At 74.8% G+C, this 2,772-nt stretch carries 2 protein-coding genes and 1 pseudogene; 2 read left to right on the top strand and 1 reads right to left on the bottom strand.

Annotation, left to right across the window (positions count from 1 at the left end):
• A partial coding sequence (locus tag A2U95_RS17360; RefSeq protein ID WP_166025324.1) for an LLM class F420-dependent oxidoreductase occupies positions 1-1,001 on the bottom strand: 1,001 nt, incomplete at its 3' end.
• Positions 1,002-1,183: 182 nt separating this feature from the next.
• On the opposite strand from A2U95_RS17360, the gene A2U95_RS17355 reads away from it, so the two are divergent.
• Positions 1,184-2,167, top strand: coding sequence for an aldo/keto reductase (locus A2U95_RS17355; protein WP_166023577.1), 984 nt, complete (start codon positions 1,184-1,186; stop codon positions 2,165-2,167).
• Positions 2,164-2,772, top strand: a pseudogene (locus A2U95_RS32075) (DNA helicase RecD); the annotation flags it as partial. The gene A2U95_RS17355 and the pseudogene A2U95_RS32075, both read left to right, overlap by 4 nt.

Raw genomic sequence — 2,772 nt, 5'->3', positions numbered from 1 at the left:
CGCTCCTCGAGCGTGAAACCGGCGGGGGACAGCGTCAGGGTGGTGACACCGGCGGCGGCGTAGGCCTTCATCCGGTCGGCGATCCGGTCCACGGAGCCCAGCAGGGTGGTCCTGTCGATCAGGTCCTGCGGGACCGCGGCCGCGGCGCCGTCCTTGTCGCCGGCCAGGTACTTGTCCTGGATCTCGGCGGCGGCCTCCTCGTATCCCATGCGCTGGGCGAGCTGGTTGTAGAAGTTCTGCTTCCGGCTGCCCATGCCGCCCACGTAGAGCGCGGTGTAGGGGCGGAAGGCGTCGGCCAGGGCCGGGACGTCCTTGTCGTCGCCGACCGCCAGAGGCAGGGTCGGGACGATGTCGAAGCCCTCCAGCGTCCTGCCCGCCTTCTCGCGGCCCGCGCGGATGTGCTTGACCGCGGTCTCCTCGAGGTGGTCGGCCGACGGGAAGATCAGCAGGGCGCCGTCCGCGATCTCGCCGGTCTGCTCGAGGTTCTTCGGGCCGATCGCCGCGATGTAGACCGGGATGTGCTCGCGCTCCGGGTGCACGGTGAGCTTGAGCGGCTTGCCCGGGCCGCCCGGGAGCGGCAGCGTCCAGTGCTCCCCCTCGTAGGAGAGGCGCTCGCGGGTCATCGCCTTGCGGACGATCTCCACGTACTCACGCGTACGGGCGAGCGGCTTGTCGAACTTGACGCCGTACCAGCCCTCGGAGACCTGCGGGCCCGAGACGCCCAGGCCCAGCCGGAACCGGCCACCGGAGAGCGAGTCCAGGGTCGCGGCGGTCATCGCCGTCATGGCGGGCTGGCGGGCCGGGATCTGGAAGATCGCCGAGCCGACGTCGATCCGCTCGGTCTGGGCCGCCACCCAGCTGAGCACCGTGGCGGCGTCGGAGCCGTACGCCTCCGCGGCCCAGCAGACGGAGTAACCCAGGCGGTCGGCCTCCTTGGCCACCTCCAGGTTGTCCTGGTCCATTCCGGCGCCCCAGTAGCCGAGGTTGATCCCGAGCCGCATGCCGCTCCCCTTACCGATCAGTAACGTCCCTGTCCAGCAGGACCCTAGCGCGCCGGGAGCCCGGTGGGGAGCGGGGGAGGGCGCGATGCGGGTCACGTCCGGGAGCGACGCGCCGGACGGCCCGCGGCCGGTTGTCCACAGGGTTCCACGGGACACGAATCCGGCCAGTAATGTGCGCGTTCATGAAGCAGAGGCATCTCGGCCGGACCGGCCTACGCGTGTCCCGCATCGGACTCGGCACCCTCACCTGGGGCCGGGACACCGGCGAGCACGACGCGGCCGAGCTGTTGAAGGCGTTCTGGGAGGCCGGCGGCACCCTCGTCGACACCGCCGACATATACGGCGGCGGGGAGGCCGAGTACCTGCTGGGCCGGCTGATCTCCGACCTGGTGCCGCGCGGGGACCTGGTCATCTCCACCAAGGCGGGGAGCGTGCCGGACCCGCAGCGCCGGGTCGACGGCTCGCGGGGCCACCTGCTCGCCGCCCTCGACGACTCGCTGGCCCGCCTCGGCACCGACCACGTCGACCTGTGGCAGGTGCACGCCTACGACGAGGGCACGCCCCTCGAGGAGACCCTCCAGGCGCTGGACATCGCGGTCACCAGCGGGCGGGCCCGCTACGTCGGCGTGTCCAACTTCTGCGGCTGGCAGCTCGCCCGGGCGGCCACCTGGCAGCTCGCCGCGCCCGGCGCGCGGACCGCGCTGGCGGGCACCCAGATGGAGTACTCGCTGCTCCAGCGCGGCGTCGAGCGCGAAGTCCTGCCCGCGGCGCTGGAGCTGGGGGTCGGCCTGCTGCCCTCCTCGCCGCTCGGGCGCGGAGTGCTCACCGGCAAGTACCGCACCGGCACCCCCGCCGACTCGCGCGGCGCCTCGGAGCACCTCGCCCCGTTCGTCGCGCCCTACCTCGACGACGCCGCCGGGCGCATCGTGGACGCGGTGACCACCGCCGCCGACGGGCTCGCCGTCACACCGCTCCAGGTCTCCCTGGCCTGGATCCGCGACCGTCCCGGGGTGGCCGCGCCGATCGTCGGCGCGCGGACCGCGCAGCAGCTGGAGGCGGCGCTGTCGGTGGAGACGCTTACCCTTCCAGACGAGATCTGCCGGGCTCTCGACGACGTGTCGGCGCCCGTGCACCGCTATCCCGATCACGACTGGAGCACGCTGTGACGACGGACCCCGAGACCACGGAGCATCCCGAGCCGGGGCCGCGGGAAGAGGCCGCGGCGGGTGACGGCGGCGCCGTCGAGGGCGTCGGGAACACGGGCTCCGCCGCCGGCGAGGAGCCCTCCGGGGACGCGGAACCCCCCGTCGGCGCGGACTCCTCCGAGGGCTCCGCCGCGGACTCCGCAGGGGACGGCCGTGCCGAACCCGCCGGGGGCGGGGACGCCGAGGCCTCCGCGGACGCGGCCGGCGAGCCCGGCGCCGGTGCGGGGACCGACGGCGCCGAGGGCCGGGCCGAGGGCGCCGGCGAGGCGCCCGCGGAGGCGCGGGAGTTGTCCGAGGCCGAGGCGGAGCTGCTCGCGCAGAAGCGGGAACGGGAGCGGATCGAGCGCCGCAAGGCGGCCAAGCAGGGTCCCGTGGAGGCCGGCGGCAAGCTCTCCGGCACCGCCGCCGAACTGCTCGCCGCGGTCCGCGCCGTGGAGAGCGGCGAGAAGCCCGTGGGCAGCGTCTTCGACGAGCCGCCCGCGCCCCGCCGCCCCGCCGCGCCGGAGTCCGGCCGTCCGCAGCAGCCGGTCACCCCGCGCCCGGCCGCGGCGGCCCCCGCCGGGCCC

Origin of the sequence: Streptomyces chilikensis, from assembly GCF_001642695.1 — a bacterium.
GTDB lineage: Bacteria > Actinomycetota > Actinomycetes > Streptomycetales > Streptomycetaceae > Streptomyces > Streptomyces chilikensis.
Note: the sequence above shows the minus strand (reverse complement) of the source record. Positions and strands in the feature narration are given on the sequence as shown.

Bases quoted from the DNA above. Each gene is read 5' to 3' on its own strand.
- A2U95_RS17355 (WP_166023577.1), top strand. From the start codon at position 1,184: ATGAAGCAGAGGCATCTCGGCCGGACCGGCCTACGCGTGTCCCGCATC.